Here is a 16,485-nt window from a genome sequence, read left to right on the forward strand (position 1 = left end):
AACTTGTCACAAAATGTCGAATATAATCGAAAATTAGCAAAAATATCTTATTTTCGCCCCGTTAATATGTTATGCTAACACTACTCACCATTGCACCACACATCAGAGAGGAACTTTAGATGCTGCATAGCTTATTTAACAATTTTACGCTGCTAACGACGGTAATCTTTTTTGGATATATGATCAAGCACAAAATTCCAGACCGTCTGGAAAAAGCGCTGTGTGTTCGGATCCTGCTGGGCAGCTCGCTTGGGTTGCTTGGCGTGCTCCTCATGTATTACAATTTTCCGATTTCCGGACATGCTGTAGCTGATTTCAGACAGCTGCCGATCCTGATTTCGGTTTATATGGGAGGAGGGATTTCGGGCGTTATCACCACCGTATTCATCGCAATCTATCGTTTGCTGTTCCTGTATGGCTTCGGGATGCATTCCGTGATCGCCGCGATGAACGCGCCCGTGACGTTTCTCATCGGGCTCTTGCTGCTGCGCGGAAGGAAAACGACGACAGGGCGACTGTTCCTCGCTTTGGCGCTAAGCGCTACGAGTACGGTGATCGTGATTTCCATTCTGAGCAATGGCCTTCCTTTCAAGGAGATTGGGCTTTACTTCCCGCTGCTTATCTGTGCGGGGATATTTACGTTCTCCATGCTGCGTTATTTGCGTAACAAGGATGATTCCATCCGCAGTATGAGGGAAGCGGCGAATCGAGATTTCCTAACGAGCTTGTACAATTCCAGGGCGTTCGAAGTGAAAATGGAACAGAAAATCGCCGCTGCCCAGCGGGACAAAATTCCGTTCACCCTGCTTATTGTCGACATCGATCATTTTAAACAAGTTAACGATCGTCATGGCCACCCGGCGGGGGATGCCATACTTCTGCAGATCGCCGATGTCATGCGAGAAACATTCCGGCCATCGGACCACATTGCTCGTAAGGGCGGCGAGGAGTTTGTCATCCTGGTGGATCATTGCGATGCCGAGCAAATTAAGGTCATTGCCGAACGCCTGCGCAGTAATGTGGACAACCACGTCTTCACTCTTCCGGGTGGAGATGAGCTGAGGCTGACGATTTCGGCGGGAAGCGCGACGTACCCGAACGTACATGAGGAGGAATTGATCGTTAAGGCGGACCAGGCCCTTTATCAAGCGAAAGCAGCGGGCCGAAACCGGGTGTATCGAGCGGTAGACCTGTTTTACGAGGATCCTATTCCTAAAAATGCCTACCGTTTTCCATGAGTTAACTTATTGGGGGGATTATCATGAATCGAAAGTTTACATTATCTATTCGTCAGAAGCTGATTTTTTCGTTTGCCGCTATTTTGCTAATTCCCAGCTTGATTATTGGCGGTACGACGTATTTGACGGCAAGCAACAGGATCGAAGCAGAGCTGATGGACAGTGCTCAAGGGAGTGTGGACACCGCGGATTCGGTGATTACTAGTAACTTTGCGAAAATGGTGTCTGATCTGGACTATTTTACCGGCCAACTGGATACAACGGCCGTCAATGCGGAGCTGACATCTGGCGGGTCCGCGGTAAAAAATCGGTTGAATCAATACCTAGCTTTACATAAGGATGTATTAAATATTTATGTCGGCACAAGTAATGGGGGGACCTTGCTTGGGGTAGACCAGGAGTTGCCCCCTGACTTCGATCCCAGAACCCGGGATTGGTATGTGCAGGCGTTAAAGACTCCCGATGCAGTCGTTTCACCGGTTTACTTGTCCGTTGACGGCAGTCCGGTCGTATCGATTTCCAAGGTGCTTAAGGACGGGCAAGGTGTCATTGCGCTTGATCTGAATCTATCAGGTATCTCTAAAATGACGAACATGAAGGTGGGCGAGGAAGGATACATCCTGATTCTCGACAATACCAAGAAGACGGTCGTGAATCCGGCTGGCGGCATCGGCGAAGAGGCGAAAGACAGCTATGTGTCTGGGATGTTTGCGATGGGCGGAGGAACGTTTGACTACGTCATGAACGGTAAGAAATATAAAATGGCGATCCACAAGAACGAATTAACCGGCTGGCGGATCGGTGGGACGATGAGTCAAAGCGAGGTGTCACGAGAAACGGCGGACATCCGCAATACCGCAATTCTCGTTGTTTTGCTTTCGCTCGTTGGGGGAGCGATCTTGATTTTCTTTAATATTCGTTCGATTCTCATTCCGATCGGCAAGTTGAAACGGGCGACCGCGATCCTCGGTCAAGGCGATCTGACCGAGAGGCTGGACGGCTTCAAGCGCGATGAAATCGGCGAGCTGGCGGTTAATTTTCAGTTGATGGTCGATAATTTACGAGTGATGATCGAAGGGGTTCGGGAAATGACCGAGAATGTCTCGGCTTCGGCTGAACAGCTAACGGCTGGATCCGAGCAGACGACGAAAGCGATCGAACACGTGACCGTGGCTATTCAGGATGTGGCCGTCGGCAGCGAGCAGCAACTGAACAGCGTGGAAAACGTTGCCGCCAGCGTGGATACGATGGCCCGGCAGGTGGAATACGTCTCTGGTAACATGCAGCTTATTACCCGGACGATGTCGGGGACGGCAGACTCCGCCCAAGAAGGTACGGAGCTGGTGGCTGGCGCTGAAGAGAAGATCCGCAGCGTCGAAGGGACAGTTACAGAATTGGCTTCCGTGATCGGCTCGTTGAGTCATCATGCGGAGCAAATAGGCGGCATTGCCGTATTAATGGCTGGTATCGCTCAGAAGACAAACATGTTGTCGCTGAACGCTGCGATCGAAGCATCGCGAGCCGGGGAGGAAGGACGCGGATTTGCGGTAGTTGCCGGCGAGATCCGGAAGCTGGCTGAGGGATCGGGGCAATCCGCAGACCAAATCCGTGGTTTAATTACTCAAATCCAGGAGGAAATGAATCGGGCGGTGGCTACGATGGAAGATGTCCAGGCCAAAGTATCGGAAGGCAGGAGAGCCGTTGATTTATCCAGTCAATCGTTTGTAGCCATCAGCCGTTCAGTCGTAGAAGCGGCGGGAGCGATCGAAACTGCTGCCGAGACGATGCAGGAAGTGACAGGGGAATCGAGTGCAGCCCGGGAGGCGATCGAACGAATTCGCCAACTCTCCGAGGAGACAGCCGGCAACACCCAAACGATATCCGCGGCAGCAGAGGAACAGCTTGCCTCCGTGGAAGAGATCGCTTCGTCCTCGGCCGACTTAAGCCGCATGGCCGAGCAACTGCAATCTCTGGTTGGTAAGTTTAAAGTGTATAAGGACTAAACGTTATGAATTAGGAAGAAGCCTTCCGCGCTCTCGGGTGCGGAAGGCTTCTTGTCGTATAAGGTTATTCGGTTTCGTCGCCGTCAAACCCATTGAGCAAATCGGTGCCGTGCATGGCATCCGGATCGGGAGCAACGGGATCAACCGGGCTGTCTTTCTGGATCGCGTCCGCATCCGGTACATCGGGAAACGGATCCTCTTGTCCAACTGCCGAGGTCTCTTCTTCACTGACTCCCTGGGCGACCCGTGTATCGTGAGGCAGCAGATCATCGCTGGGTATGTCATTCTCGGGGCGATACTCCTTAAGCAGCTCGTACCGCTCATATTCGAAATCCGCAGAGGTTCTGTCATCTAATACGTCCATGATGAACGGTCTCCTTTCCTGGAAATTGCGAGTCTCCCAAAGTGTACCCCCAAAAAAACCTCAGAATTCGACTACAGAATATTATCCAGAGGAAGAAATTTCCGATATTATAATTGTGTGATAAATATCATATCCGATTGTTGGGAACTTGTCGGGTTAGTCTAGGAATTACATGATAAGGGGGAGAGTTGATTGCAAACCAAAAGGTACATAAGACGCAAGGGGAGGTTACTTCTGGCAGCCCTTCTCGGGTTCTGCGGTTTTGTCGCGACACAAGCGCCTGCCTTGGCAGCTGAGTTCGGCGGATCTACAAGCGATGCCGATAGACCGCTGCTGCGGGTGGACGTTTATGCCGGGACAGGACAAGCCGGGTGGACGGAAGGAACAAGGGGAGAGGCTGATTTTCTTACTCCCGGGGGACTGCTCCGATTACCCGACGGAAGTCTGTTGGTGGCTGATACGGCCAATCAGGTGATTCGGCAAATTAAGGACGGAGTCGTGAGCACCTTTGCCGGACTTCCATTTCCGGCGAAGCTGGATGAACGGAATCAACCGATTGGCGGCTTCCTTGACGGTCCACTACAGGAATCCGCGTTCCAGTTGCCATCAGGGCTGGCAACGGATGCTTCCGGCAACATTTATGTCGCGGATACGGGCAATCATGCCATTCGCAAAATCACCTCAGACGGTCAGGTTCAGACCTTAGCCGGGGATGGGGTGTTCGGCTTCAAGGATGGCCAGGGGAGAACCGCAAGATTCCATTCACCTCAAGCGATCGCGGCCACCGAGGACGGGACGGTTTACGTGGCGGACACGCTGAATCATGTCATTCGGGAGATCACCCCGGACGGTCAAGTCACAACGCTGAATAAGGCCTCGGAACGCGTAGCCGAGATCTACCCTGGACTGGTTGTTCCCGCAGGCGACTACCTTGACGGCAGCTTGTCGCAGGCGTTGTTCAACGAGCCGTCCGGCTTGGCTTTAGACGATGAAGGGAACCTCTATGTCAGCGATCGCGGGAATCATCTGATACGATATATCGATTTTGCTGCCAAAACAGTTTCGACGGTTGCCGGCGGCGGGACGGAGTCGTTGTATTCGGAATCGAACCGCCTTCTGACAGCATCCGGTGGTTACAAAGACGGGACTGGGGCAGAGGCGCGGTTTAATGCGCCGGAAGGACTGGCCTGGTCGAAAGAAGGCTTACTGATCGCCGATTCCCTGAATCATGCCATCCGGCTGCTTCAGCATCAGAAGGTATCGACATGGGTTGGCGGTTCGTCGGGAAGCGCAGGACATACGGAGGCTAGTGCGGCTTTTTCCTTGCCGGTGGATGTAACCGTAGATGAGGCTACTGGGGAAGTCTGGGTCGCCGATTCCATGAATCACCAAGTTCGTATCCTGCGCCTTTATCCGCTCCCGGAATCCGCAGCGGACCGCAAAGGGCCACTATTCTTGTATGAGCTGCGCGAGGTAGCCGGGGAGGAGCAGCTCCTTCTCAATCAAGGTCGATTAGATGTCCCGCTTCGTTTGCTTGCGGAGACCGTTGGTTACACGGTCACCTCAAATTCAGATGGGGATGTTGTTGTGCAAGGAGAGGAGCGGTCTATCACTCTTCATGTCGGTAAATCCGAGGTGAAGGTTAGTGTCAGTTCGACCGGAGAGGTCTCGCCATTCACTTTGGCGGCTGCACCTTATGTCAGCGGGGGGAAAGTATATATCCCACTACGAGAAGCCGGTGCGCTGCTGAATAAAGAAATTAATTGGCTGTCGGAAGCTCGACTGGCCATCATGAGGGATAAATAGGAGGTGAAGGATATGAAACAATGGATCAGAAAGTTATGCGGGAGCCTAGCTGCGATGCTCATCACACTTGCTGTTGGCCAATCGGCTCTGGCTGCAGGAGCAGAAGACATTTTAAGAACAGCTGTCATTGTGGATTTGCAGGGCCTAGCCAAGGTGCAGCCGGCTGGATCAAGCTTGCAATACGATGCGTTTGAGGGAATGGCCTTGTGGCAGGGAGACCGGCTGATCGTCGGTCAAGGCAGCGCACAACTGCGGGTAGAGGACACCAGGGATGAAATCAATCTCGGGGAGTACAGCTTGCTGGATATCAGTCAATTGTCCGGCGGGCTGCAGGGGAGAACAACAAAGCTGACGATGCTCTCCGGGGTGGCTTACTTTGCTGTGACGGACTTGCGCGGAAAACCGGATACGTTTCAGGTGGTGAACGGGAATCACACGCTGGATGTGAAAGGGACCCATTTCATCGTTGCAACAGACCCAGTCACGGGGGCGAGCATCGTAGGCGTGATGGCCGGGGCGGTGAGCGCTGGCAGCTCAAGACCCGCTTCGGGGGGATCTCCAAACCAGTTGCCTCCAACCGTCATTTATCCAGCGCAGCAAATCTACCTCGGGGGCGGCGAAGCCAGCGGACCTAGCGGACCCAGTGTGGTCGATCCGACCCGTCTGATCCAAAACGCGCCGGCCAATGTCATCGAAAGCTTGCTCAGGAACGCTGAGAAAATTCAAAAAGAAAACGAACAAACAAAAAAGAGCCTTGAAGAACAGGCGAATACGCTTAAGCAGCCTGCAGACCCGAGTCTCCCACTGCAGATGGGGGATCTCAACAAGATAAGCGAGAATATGTCCAACCTGGTCGGAAACCTGGCGCAAGAAGCCGTAAAACAACAAAAGCTGTCTTCCGGACAAGTGCAGCAGTTGATCGACGAGGCCAACCGTTCTCTGGAGGGGAACGGGAAAATCGATTTGGACAAGGTCCAGCCGCTGGATCCAACGGCAGGAGTAGATCCGGAAGCCGTGAAAAAGGAACAATTGCTTAAGGAAATGCAGGAGAAAAAGAATCGAGAGCTGCAGGAACAACAGAATAATCTCCAGGCACTGATTCAACGTATTGTGGAGCATCAGGAAAAGCTGCAGGAGGAGAATCGGAAAGCTCAAGAGGAGGCCCAAGCCAGAGCACAGCAACAATTTTTGAATCAACTCCAGGCCCAGGATCGAGAACAATTTCTGGCCGCGGAGCGGAGGCTGGAGCAAGAAAAAATACAGCGAGGTGGTTCCACTTCTCCGTCTACGACGCCAGCAGGGCCAACGGCGCCGAGCGGCGGGACTTCAGCGCCATCGAATCCGGGATCGAACCCGAATCCAAATCCAAATCCAAACCCTAACCCGAATCCGAATCCGACTCCTTCGGCGTCGTTTACTTTGAACTGGCGATATGCGGATGAAACCTCCATTCCAATGGGGATTCAACACACCATGGCTTTTGGCTTGACGCTGAAAGAAGGCGTGGAGCCGAAGTCGGACAAGCTCAAAGTCAAGGTGACGCTTAGCTCGAATGTGCCGGAGGCGGTATATTCCGCAATCCGTTACGATTTCAAATATGATTCGTTGTTACAAACCGAGCTGAGCCTGGAGGACTGCGGAACATCGACGGCGGCCAGCTGCGGAGAGGCTTGGCTTCCTTCCGAGGAGGATGCGGGTTACGGCATCGGAGCCTTAGACGACGGTTGGCCTGCCGTTTTGTCCGCCAACTGGATGGAATCCGGCAATTACACCATTACCGTCGAGGCTTTCCAAACGGAAGGGGATGCCCTGGTTTCATTGGGCAAACAGTCGTTCCAGTTTACGGTGTCCGAGGTGATGCCGGCGATCAGCTTTACGGGCGGGGAATCATCGGTAAATCTGGCCCCAGAGGAACAACTGACTTATGCGTTTAGCGCCAAAGGTGAGAATATCCTACCCTCTTATCGACTCGCGTTGAAGGCCACGATTTATGGTGAAGCTCCGTATGTGGATGTACCGGTGACGCTTTATCATAACGATACACCGATTGCCTCGGGTGTCGTTGACGAGAACGGAACCGCCTACCTGACAGGCGGAACCGGCGTTTTGGCCGCCCTGCTCGCAGCGGGCAGCGATTTTAGGCTGGAATGGGGGGCGTTCGAACCCGAGCCTGGGACGTATGAAATCGGGCTTAGATGGGTCTATCCTCCGACCGAAGGGTTGGATCCGCATCCCTACGGTGAAGAGAACCTTGTTGGGCTGAATGTGGGTACACCATAAAAGCAATCTCTATATATCGCAAGGTTCAGGGAGATTTCCTGGGCCTTGCGATTTTTTTCCGACAGGCATCGAAGCGGTCTTGATAGTCCTTTGCAGAATCCGGTTGACTTTCCAGCCAACCTGCGGCTACAATGGCCTGTGAATCCCGGTACGGGCTTGCTTGGACCCGGGCAGAGGAGATGAGACGTTGATTACGATTTACGATATCGCGCAATTTACCGGCTTTTCGCCGACCACAGTATCCAAGGTGTTTAACGGTTACTCCGACGTTAGTGAGAAGACACGCCGCAAAATCCTGGACGCCGCCGATGAACTTGGTTATGTGCCGAATGCTCACGCACGTTCGCTAACGACCAAACGGTCTTGGATGATTGGCGTGCTGTTTATTGAGCCTTCTGGCGCGGGGATTCTGCATCCCTATTTCGGCGGCGTTATCGAGGGATTCAAGCAAGTCGCTACCTCCAAGGGATATGACTTGATGTTTATTTCCAAGGATGTCGGCGGCAAGCGGAGCAGCTATTTGGAGCACTGTAAAATCCGCGGTATCGACGGCGTGGTGGTGGTATTGCCGGATGCGTCCGATCCTTATTTCCAAGAGCTGCTGGAGTCCAACATCCCATGCGTCCTGCTGGATCAGGAGTCAACCGTCAAGAGTACCGTGTACTCGGACAATGCGGAAGGGGTCCGTCAGGCGGTGTCTTATCTGCATTCCATCGGCCACCGGAAAATTGCACACATCGGCGGCGGTCCGACATTTGCTGGGGAGCATCGGTTAAACGGCTATCAACAAGCGATGCAAGAGCTTGGACTGACGATTAATCCGCAGCATATCGTGCAAGGCAGCTACGATTACACCATAGAGAGCGGGAGCCGAGCGATGGAAGAGTTGATGAAAGCGGACGAGCTGCCCACGGCCATATTCGCGGCCGGCGATAACTTGGCAGTCGGAGCCATGATGGCGATGAAACGCCGTGGGCTGCGCGTACCCGAGGACATCTCGCTAATCGGGTTCGACGACATAGAAATGGCGAAATTTCTAACACCCGCCTTAACGACGGTACGACAAAACACATATGTACTTGGCAGCCGGGCGGCCGACATGTTAATCTATTCGATAGAAGGCGGGGAAGACGTGCAACAAGGCGTGATCCCGGTGGAGCTGGTCATTCGCGATTCTTGCCGATCGCTGTAGACCGCTCGGCCTCTATTTTTTTGAGTGAAATCGAAACCGGTTTCGATACCGCCATTCCTCGAAAGTTGAGGTTTCTGCGCATTCCGCCAACACTGTTTCCGCATGAAATGTAATCGATTCCAAGAACATTGAATTTTGAAACCAAGGAGAGGATTCACGATGGCAAAATGGTTAAAGGTACTCACTTCGCGCGATTCTGCTGATCGGCTGCAGCCCCAAGGGGAACTGACAACTCAATCCGGCGCGGTTGCCGGCGCGGGGCGGAAGTTGAAGGTCTTGCCGAAGCAAACCTTCCAGACGGTGATGGGATTTGGAGGAGCTTTTACAGAAGCAACTGCTTATACGTTATCCCGAATCAGTCCGGAGAAACGCGACGAGGTTATCCGCCGGTATTTCGATCCGCAAGAGGGGCTGGGATATACCCTAGGACGCGTGCACATCCATAGCTGCGACTTCGCGCTTGAAAACTACACGTATATCGAAGATGGCGATGTTGAGCTGAAGACGTTCGATATCTCCCGCGATCACAAGTGGGTGATTCCGCTGATTCATGATGCGGCGAAAACGGCTGGGAAAGACATCACCATGCTAGCCTCTCCTTGGAGCCCGCCGGCCTGGATGAAGACGAACGGGGACATGAACCACGGCGGTCAGCTGAAGCCGGAATACCGAGAGGCTTGGTCGCAATACTATACGAAGTTTATTAAGTCTTACCGCGAAGCGGGAATTCCCATCTGGGGTATCTCGGTACAAAATGAACCGGCGGCGGTGCAAACCTGGGACTCCTGTATTTACAGCGGCGAGGAGGAGCGCGATTTCGTTCGCGATCACCTGGGGCCGACGATGCATCAGGAAGGGCTGGCAGACGTCAACATCCTGATCTGGGACCACAACCGGGATATTATGATCGAGCGGGCCTCCGCCGTCCTGAGCGATCCTGAAGCAGCCAAATACGTATGGGGAACCGGCTTCCACTGGTATGTCTGCGAAGCGTTCGAAAACGTTGGTAAGGTCCATGAGTTGTTCCCCGACAAGCACCTCCTGTTTACGGAAGGCTGTCAGGAAGGCGGGGTGAAGCTGGGCGAATGGTTTACCGGCGAACGTTATGGACGCAATATCATCGGTGACCTAAACAATTGGAACGAAGGCTTCCTGGATTGGAACCTGGTGCTTGACGAAACGGGCGGCCCGAACCATGTGGGCAACCTATGCGACGCGCCGATTATCGCGGATACGAAGGCCGATACGATTCTTTACAACAGTTCTTATTACTACATTGGTCATTTCAGTAAATATATCCAACCTGGGGCTGTTCGCATCGGATTGGATACCGAAGTTCCATCGTTGCTGGCTACGGCATTCCGCAATCTGGACGGCAGCGTAGCGGTGGTTGTGCAGAACGAAAGCGAAGAAGCGCAGCCGTTTGCATTGGAACTGGGCGAAGAAGCTGCCAGTGAAACGCTGCCGGCCCACTCGATTGCAACCTACATCATCCAAGCTTAAACTCAACTTTTACTTAACGGAGGTATAAGCCTTATGCCTAATTATGCTTTTGAGGAAAATGCGTTCGTCATTGAACAATTTGACCGGGCGAAGCCGTTCTCGAGTTTTCTCCCCGGCCTTGCCGGCTTGAAGGGAATTCCAATGTGGACCTTCTACGTAAACCGCGGGCAAGCGGTTTGCAGCTTCGGGATTCGGGACAAGAACAGTCCGATCATGGAATTCTCCCCGGCCAGCATCACGTACCAATCGGTAGCTATGAAAGGCTTCCGAACCTTTATTAAAGCCACGGGGAAGCCTGGAATTTTCGAGCCTTTTCAAAGTGCCTTTCCCGACCCGTCTGCCGTTCGCCGCATGCAGATTCTGGCGAATGAGTTGACGATTGAGGAAACGAACGAAGCGCAGGGGCTTCGAGTGAAGGTTCGTTATTTCCAAATGCCAAATGACGATTATGCGGCTTTGGTTCGCCAAGTGGAGGTCACGAATATTTCTGGAGCGCCGCTGCAATTGGAGATGTTGGACGGCATGCCGGAAATTCTGCCATACGGGGTGGAGAATGCCGGGTACAAGGAGATCGGCAACTTGCTGCGCAGTTGGATGGAGGTCGACAATCTGGAGAAGGGCATTCCGTTCTACCGGGTCCGCTCCAGCACGCATGATGAGGCCGAAGTGAGCGAGATACAAAGCGGCCACTTCTACCTGACCTTCGGCGAGGACGGCGAGCTGCTGAAGACGATCGCCGACTTTGCCGTTATTTTTGGTGACAATACTTCACTCGCTTATCCGGACCGTTTTGCCGAGCAGCCGCTGTCGACTTTAACCGCTGAGCCGCAGTATTGCACCAACAAGGTCCCCTGCGGTTTTTCGGCCTTGACCGCCGAATTGGCACCTGGGGAAAGCCGCCACATTTATACCTTGATCGGGCATATCGACAGTGTTGATCGGCTGAATAGCAAAGCGGTTGAAATCACAAGCCCGGACTATATCGCTCGTAAAAATGCGGAAGCCGGTCAACTGACCGACGAGCTCACCGCGGACATCGCTACAAAGACGGCTCTGCCACTGTTTGACGCCTACTGCCGGCAAAGCTATTTGGACAATTTCCTGCGCGGCGGATATCCATTTATTTTCGAGAACGGCCGGGATGGGTTTGTCGTTCATCTGTATTCTCGGAAACACGGGGACCTTGAGCGGGACTACAATTTCTTCTCCATCGCCCCGGAATTTTATTCGCAGGGCAACGGCAACTTCCGGGACGCCAACCAAAACCGGCGAAGCGATATCTACTTCAATCCGCGGGTTGGAACGTTTAATATCCGCACGTTTTTCAGCCTGATTCAAGCGGATGGTTACAATCCGCTTGGCGTGGAGGGGACGACGTTCCGGGTCCCTGCGGAGCGGGCCAAGGAGCTGTCCGCTTTCCTGGAGAAGGCTATGGCGAATCATCGGGATGAGCTTGCCGCGCTTTGTCTGGGCTCTTTTACCCCAGGGAAGGTCATCTCGATCGTCATTAACCGCGGCGTTAAGCTTCTGGTTGGGGAGAATGAGCTGTTAACCGGCGTGTTGTCTCTCGCCGAGCAGCAAATCGAAGCTTCCTTCGGCGAAGGTTATTGGTCGGATCACTGGACCTACAATATGGACTTAATCGACAGTTATCTGAATATTTTCCCAGATCGCAAGGAGCAGCTGTTGTTCGGGGAGCGGGAATACACGTTCTTCGACAGTCCGGCCCGCGTCCTGCCGCGCAGCGAGAAATACGTGATCAGCGGCGGGCAGGTTCGCCAATATGGCGCATTGGTTCATGACGAAGAGAAAATGGCGAAGCAAGGGCTGACGCTGAAGAGCACCAACTGGCTGAAGACAGGGCACGGTAACGGAGAAATCTATCGCACGACCTTGTTTGTAAAGCTGCTGTCTCTGGGATTAATTAAGTTCGCTACGCTGGATCCGTTCGGAATGGGCGTGGAGATGGAAGCGAACAAACCGGGCTGGAACGATGCGATGAATGGACTGCCTGGACTGTTCGGCTCCGGAATGAGTGAGACGTTCGAGTTGAAACGGCTTCTGAAATTTGTTCAGGAGGCTAGTGCCGAAGCTGATGGCGATGGCTATGAAGTATCTGTACCGGAAGAGCTCGCCGCTTTGCTTGTCGAAGTGAGCGACCTGCTGGAAGCCCGTTTGGCAGGGAATCTTGAGTCGTTTGGCTATTGGGACCGAGTTGCCGCCGCCCGCGAGAAGTATCGGGAAGCCATACGTTTCGGGATTAGCGGGACGGAAGTCCGTCTGCAGTTAAGTTCGATCGGCAGCCTGGCGTCTCGCATGCTGGAGCAAATCGAGCGTGGTATCCAGGAAGCTATCCGGTTGGGCGACGGTGTGACGCCGACGTATTTCGCCTTCGAAGCGGTGGAATTCGAGCCGGTGACGGATGCACAAGGCGCGCCGGTTATCAGCGGTTACGGCTTACCTAAGGCGGTCGTGAAGAAATTTACTGTTCGTCCGCTGCCGCATTTCCTGGAAGGCCCGGCCCGTTGGTTGAAGACGGTAGAGGATCAGGGCGAAGCTAAACGGACGTACGAGCAAATTCGTCGCAGCGACCTGTTCGACGAGCATCTGCAAATGTACAAAACTTCGGTTAGCTTGGACGGGGAAACCCATGAAATCGGGCGGATTCGCGCCTTTACAGCGGGGTGGCTGGAACGGGAATCGGTATTCCTGCATATGAGCTATAAGTATTTGCTGGCACTGCTTAAAAGCGGCTTGACAGAGGAGTTCTTCGCCGAACTTCGAACCTCGGTGATTCCGTTCCTCGATCCGGCGGTGTATGGCCGCAGTACGTTGGAGAACTCGTCTTTTATCGCCACGAGCGTGAATCCGGACCCGGATACCCATGGCCGCGGTTATGTCGCCCGGCTCAGCGGATCCACCGCCGAGTTCCTCAGCATGTGGATGATGATGATGGCCGGGAAACGGATCTTCCGCCTGTACGAAGGCAAGCTTCGGCTTACGCTCCAACCCCTTCTGCCGGGGTGGCTCTTTGACGAGAGAGGCGAGGTGTCCTTCCGATTCTTAGGTGCGACGGAAGTCGTCTACCGGAATCCACAGAAGAAAGACACCTATGGCTCTGATGCATCAACGATCCGCCGGATGGTGGTGCAGAAGCAGGATGGAACGGAGCAAGTCGTCGACGGTTCCGTCATCGAGGGTTCGCTGGCCGAGGAGATCCGCAGTGGTGTGGTGCGGCGGATTGAGGCAGAATTAGCTTAAAGGAAACGACATACAAGGAAGTTCACTCCGGACGGATGCCGGGCAGCGATGCCTGGCGTTTCTCCGGAGTCTTTTTTATGCGCACAGATGTTATAATTAGGGGATCATTTGTTGCGGGGAAGGAAGGAACACCAATGCATATGGATATTAACAGCGAACGATACGAAGTCACCGCAGAAGGCCTTACGGTGGAGCTGTTGCCGAAGGAGTTCGCGCTGTTTCAGTTCTTGCACCGCAACGCCGGCCGGACATTCAGCCGAGAGCAGTTGCTGGACAAGGTGTGGCCGCTGGAATACCCGGTCGAACGTACGGTGGACGACCACATCTACCGACTTCGCAAGAAGCTTAAGCCTCTCCACGGGCTGGAGATCCGAACGATTCGGGGCTTAGGCTACAGCCTGGTGCTGCCCATTCCGCACCCTTCGGAGGGGGCTATTCCAACCCTAGCCGACCCGGAGCTGCATGAGACGATGCGAGCTCTTCTCGGCAAATATCAGCTCTACGGCCAGGGGCGTTCGATGCTGACGCTGGCGCGCCAACAGGATGTGCTTGGCTATAAACTGGATCCGGACTACTCCGTTTATATCCATTTTGTACAAGGCGATCTGGACTCGCTCTTGAATAAGAATGAAGTCCATTTGCGGGACCGCTTGTATTACTTGCTGCTGTTCTTCTGCTTGTCGGGAAGCCCGGAGCGGGCCTTACCGGTATGCGATCGTATGCTTGCCTTGGAATTGCTGTCGCCCCCTCATCACAGGGAGATGGAGATTCTGACGATCCTGGATATTTATACCTTAGCCGGTGAGCCGATGAAAGCGCTGGAGCGCTTACGCTTTAGCTATCGCGTCATCGCGGAGTTGAATTACGACAGTTTTATTCCGCAAACCGCGATCTCTGAGCTATTGGCTCATCTTGTAGCAGGATCACCGGAGCGCAAAATCGAGAAGCTGGCGCATGCCATCGAAGATGGGATGTTAACTGAGATGCCTTTCTTAAGAGAGATTGGCAGTTATAAAGTGGTCAAAGGATTATGGCTGCAGCGGCGAGGAGATGGGACGGAGGCGGAAAAGCTGCTGGACGAAGGGCTATCTGTACTGGAACGGTCTGGCTTCGTGCCGCTCCGATTGCTCTCCCTGTACCGAATCGTTCATTATTTCATCATGTTCCCGCCTCCATTAGCGCTGCATCGTAAGTATAAGGAATTATTCGATATGGAACTGGATCGGATAGGTGCAAGCCGGTTGTCGGACGCGCTTGAAACCGTCATCCGCGGCGAGTTAGGTTGATCGGAGCAATCGCTCTGATGATTCTCTGACATTCCTCCGTTACATTGAGCTTAGTTCATTCGAAACTGGCTTTGTTTGGGGGAGTGTAAATGATGGGCAATGTACAAGCCGGATTTTCCGGCCTACTTCGTAACAAAATCTTCACACGGATATATGCTGCCTATACAGCGGCGACATTTGGTGATTGGTTTGATATGCTGGCCATCCAGGTGCTGGTGGGATACCGCTGGGAGGCCGGACCGCTCATGCTGGCGCTGATTCCCGTAACTAACGCGCTACCTAGTGTCTTGCTCGGTTCCCTAGCCGGCGTGGCTGCGGACCGAATCAACCAGTTGAAGTTGATGCGCCTTTGCGATCTGCTGACAGCGGTACTAACCTTGCTGATTCTACTGGCTCCGAATATGCTCTGGCTGCTTCCGGTGCTGACACTGAGAGCCACCCTCTCAACGTTCCTGATTCCCGCTCAACAATCGTTGACGCGCAGCATCGTTCGGGAAGATCAGCTATTTCAAGCGACCTCGCTGAATGGCTTCGTCAACCAGGGCTCCAAAATCGCCGGTCCGCTGCTCGGCGGCTTTGCACTGGCGCTATTAACACCAGAGTGGTGCATCCTGCTGAATGCCTGCTTTCGTATGCTTTCCTTGCTGACCCTGCTCACGATCAAAAAGGCGGAAGTCGAATTCAAGAAGGCCGGACTAAATCCAGCCAGTTCTTCCTCCTCCGCTCCGGAAACTGCAGTCGATACGTCCCTGCGTACGATGTGGCTCGAAGGCTTAAGTTTTATCCTGAAAACCCGACTTTTACTGGTAACGCTGCTGTTTGGTTTTGTGGCGACGACTGCCATCCAAATGATCGATTTTCAATTCACCAGCCTGTTTCGAGAAATTGCCCCTCTGAAGGAGGCTTACCTCAGTTGGATGGTAGCTGCGGCGGGGATTGGGGCCGTGTTGGTCATTGCGGTGCTTAACCGTTGGAATAAAGGGGCGGCGGGTTACGCTTGGAAATTTGGAGCTGGATACGGGTTGATGGGTATCGCTGTCGGAGGTCTGGGATTGATTCCCACAGGGAGTGCGGCATTTCCCATTCTGTTGCTGGGATTTGGCTTAGGCGTCGGCAATGGGTTAGTGGTCGTCACCTTCAATTATTGCTTGCAGAAAGAAACGCCCCCGGAAATGGTCGGTCGTGTCTTTGGCATCCAAACCTCCCTCTTAGGAGTAGTGATGTTCGTAGCGCCGTTGCTCGGCGGGCTTCTGGTGGAAAGGATCGGACCGGGGACTACCTTTGTATATTTAGGTGGAGTAATTGGAGCGCTTGGCTTGTTGGTGCTTGCGCTGGGGAAAGTGCTGTGGCGTGCGGAGACAGCATCCGTTGTGCGAAGCGACGTGGAACGAACGACGGAGGGAGTATAGATCTGTCCGCCTGTAAGGCGAACCTAGGAACGCAGGAGATAGCTCCTGCGTTTTTTTTGATAGAAATTGCAAACATTCATAGATAAAACAACTTATACACGGTAAAATAACTGTGGCACGCCTATCCTAAAAATATTTATCAC

10 protein-coding genes are annotated in these 16,485 nt (G+C 53.4%); 9 read left to right on the plus strand and 1 reads right to left on the minus strand.

The window, feature by feature from the left end; all coding sequences use genetic code 11:
• Positions 1 to 119 precede the first annotated feature (119 nt).
• Together M0651_RS00890 and M0651_RS00895 are read left to right on the plus strand one after the other, a co-directional pair.
• Positions 120 to 1,238, plus strand: a complete 1,119-nt coding sequence (locus M0651_RS00890) for a diguanylate cyclase (protein ID WP_248549977.1) — start codon at positions 120 to 122, stop codon at positions 1,236 to 1,238.
• A gap of 23 nt (positions 1,239 to 1,261) precedes the next feature.
• Positions 1,262 to 3,241 (plus strand): methyl-accepting chemotaxis protein, encoded by a 1,980-nt coding sequence (locus tag M0651_RS00895; RefSeq protein ID WP_248549978.1) that lies wholly within the window; start codon positions 1,262 to 1,264, stop codon positions 3,239 to 3,241.
• A 64-nt stretch (positions 3,242 to 3,305) separates the two neighbouring features.
• On the opposite strand, the gene M0651_RS00900 is transcribed toward M0651_RS00895, so the two are convergent.
• Complete coding sequence (locus tag M0651_RS00900) at positions 3,306 to 3,605, minus strand: hypothetical protein (protein WP_248549979.1); 300 nt, start codon at positions 3,603 to 3,605, stop codon at positions 3,306 to 3,308.
• A 192-nt stretch (positions 3,606 to 3,797) separates the two neighbouring features.
• On the opposite strand from M0651_RS00900, the gene M0651_RS00905 reads away from it, so the two are divergent.
• The 7 genes from M0651_RS00905 (at position 3,798) to M0651_RS00935 (ending at position 16,342) form a co-directional block, all read left to right on the plus strand.
• Positions 3,798 to 5,411, plus strand: a complete 1,614-nt coding sequence (locus tag M0651_RS00905; RefSeq protein ID WP_248549980.1) for a stalk domain-containing protein — start codon at positions 3,798 to 3,800, stop codon at positions 5,409 to 5,411.
• 12 nt (positions 5,412 to 5,423) lie between these two features.
• Positions 5,424 to 7,691, plus strand: a complete 2,268-nt coding sequence (locus tag M0651_RS00910; RefSeq protein WP_248549981.1) for a FecR family protein — start codon at positions 5,424 to 5,426, stop codon at positions 7,689 to 7,691.
• A gap of 187 nt (positions 7,692 to 7,878) precedes the next feature.
• Entirely contained in the window at positions 7,879 to 8,883 is a 1,005-nt protein-coding gene (locus M0651_RS00915; protein WP_248549982.1) for a LacI family DNA-binding transcriptional regulator, read from the plus strand.
• A 159-nt stretch (positions 8,884 to 9,042) separates the two neighbouring features.
• Positions 9,043 to 10,386 (plus strand): glycoside hydrolase family 30 protein, encoded by a 1,344-nt coding sequence (locus M0651_RS00920; protein ID WP_248549983.1) that lies wholly within the window; start codon positions 9,043 to 9,045, stop codon positions 10,384 to 10,386.
• A 33-nt stretch (positions 10,387 to 10,419) separates the two neighbouring features.
• On the plus strand, positions 10,420 to 13,647 hold the full coding sequence (locus M0651_RS00925) for a cellobiose phosphorylase (RefSeq protein WP_248549984.1): 3,228 nt from the start codon (positions 10,420 to 10,422) through the stop codon (positions 13,645 to 13,647).
• 134 nt (positions 13,648 to 13,781) lie between these two features.
• Positions 13,782 to 14,933 (plus strand): winged helix-turn-helix domain-containing protein, encoded by a 1,152-nt coding sequence (locus M0651_RS24020; RefSeq protein WP_282577678.1) that lies wholly within the window; start codon positions 13,782 to 13,784, stop codon positions 14,931 to 14,933.
• Between the two features lie 89 nt (positions 14,934 to 15,022).
• Positions 15,023 to 16,342: an MFS transporter gene (locus tag M0651_RS00935; RefSeq protein WP_248549985.1), complete on the plus strand. Its 1,320-nt coding sequence runs from the start codon at positions 15,023 to 15,025 to the stop codon at positions 16,340 to 16,342.
• Positions 16,343 to 16,485 lie beyond the last annotated feature (143 nt).

It is taken from the genome of Paenibacillus mellifer (assembly GCF_023195895.1).
GTDB classification, from domain to species: domain Bacteria; phylum Bacillota; class Bacilli; order Paenibacillales; family Paenibacillaceae; genus Fontibacillus; species Fontibacillus mellifer.

What these genes read in the sequence shown, in the direction of transcription:
- M0651_RS00935 (WP_248549985.1), top strand. Translation starts at nt 15,023, where the DNA reads ATGATGGGCAATGTACAAGCCGGATTTTCCGGCCTACTTCGTAACAAA.
- M0651_RS00895 (WP_248549978.1), top strand. Translation starts at nt 1,262, where the DNA reads ATGAATCGAAAGTTTACATTATCTATTCGTCAGAAGCTGATTTTTTCG.
- M0651_RS00900 (WP_248549979.1), bottom strand. Translation starts at nt 3,605, where the DNA reads ATGGACGTATTAGATGACAGAACCTCTGCGGATTTCGAATATGAGCGG.
- M0651_RS24020 (WP_282577678.1), top strand. Translation starts at nt 13,782, where the DNA reads ATGCATATGGATATTAACAGCGAACGATACGAAGTCACCGCAGAAGGC.
- M0651_RS00910 (WP_248549981.1), top strand. Translation starts at nt 5,424, where the DNA reads ATGAAACAATGGATCAGAAAGTTATGCGGGAGCCTAGCTGCGATGCTC.
- M0651_RS00890 (WP_248549977.1), top strand. Translation starts at nt 120, where the DNA reads ATGCTGCATAGCTTATTTAACAATTTTACGCTGCTAACGACGGTAATC.
- M0651_RS00925 (WP_248549984.1), top strand. Translation starts at nt 10,420, where the DNA reads ATGCCTAATTATGCTTTTGAGGAAAATGCGTTCGTCATTGAACAATTT.
- M0651_RS00920 (WP_248549983.1), top strand. Translation starts at nt 9,043, where the DNA reads ATGGCAAAATGGTTAAAGGTACTCACTTCGCGCGATTCTGCTGATCGG.